The sequence below is a fragment of the Kitasatospora cheerisanensis KCTC 2395 genome, assembly GCF_000696185.1.
GTDB lineage: Bacteria > Actinomycetota > Actinomycetes > Streptomycetales > Streptomycetaceae > Kitasatospora > Kitasatospora cheerisanensis.
On sequence record NZ_KK853997.1, the window covers coordinates 733,334 to 734,234 of the forward strand.

At 78.2% G+C, this 901-nt stretch carries 1 protein-coding gene; it reads right to left on the reverse strand.

Annotated features, from left to right (window positions below; genetic code table 11):
• Positions 1–759 (reverse strand): PAS domain-containing protein (locus KCH_RS40870; RefSeq protein ID WP_167573973.1); only part of this gene is annotated, 759 nt, incomplete at its 3' end.
• Positions 760–901 lie beyond the last annotated feature (142 nt).

The following is a 901-nucleotide window of genomic DNA, read 5'->3' on the forward strand; positions in this document are numbered from 1 at the left end:
CTGGGCGGCCTGGACGAGGTGCCGCTCGGCCTCGTCGTGGGAGCGCCAGGTGACCAGCAGGCCGTCCTGGAGCGGGGTGGCGTGCAGCGTCATCGCGGTGGCGCGGGCGCTGCCGGCGACGGTTTCGACGTAACGTTCCGCCTCGCCGCGGTAGGGGACGCGGTCGGCGGCGGCGGCGCGCAGCCGGTCGAACGCGCCGGAGGCGACCATGCCGGGGTACAGCTCCGACAGTCGGCGTCCGCGCAGGTCGGCCGCGGCCCGGCCGGCCAGGTCGACGGTGGCGGTGTTGGCGTGCTCCACCAGCAGGTCGGTAACCGCTCCCTCGGGATCGCGGACGGCGGTCAGCACTAGGACGGGGTCGATCAGCCCGTCCAGCACCGCCCGGAACCAGGGCGCGCCGGCCGGGTCGACGATGTCCGGGGACGGCCCGGCGGGCATCCGCACCAGCGCGTCGGCGGTGAGGTCGGCGAGCGCGCCCAGGTGCGCCTCGGCGGCGCGGGTCGGACGGAAGCGTTCGGCCCAGCCGATCTTCATCGCCCCGATCAGCCGGTTCTCGGTCCGCAGGGGCAGTACGCAGACGGTCACGCCCGGGACCAGGTCCTCGCCCGTGAGGTCCGGGTAGCGGGCGGCGAACTGGCCGCGGTCGGCGACCCAGACGACGTTTCCGGTGCGCAGCGCCTCGGTCATCGGCACCCTGGTGCGCGGCGGGATCCGCTGCCACTGGCTGAGTTGACCGGCCGTCACCCCGTGCGTGCCCACCAGCCGCAGGGCGCCGTCGGGTTCGCGGACGGCGAGTGCGACGGCCTGCGCGCCCGGCGGGGGGGGGGCGGGGGGCGGGCCCCGGGGGCGGGGCGCGGCGGCGCGGGGGCGGCCGCGGGCGGCGCCGGCCCCGGGGGGGGGG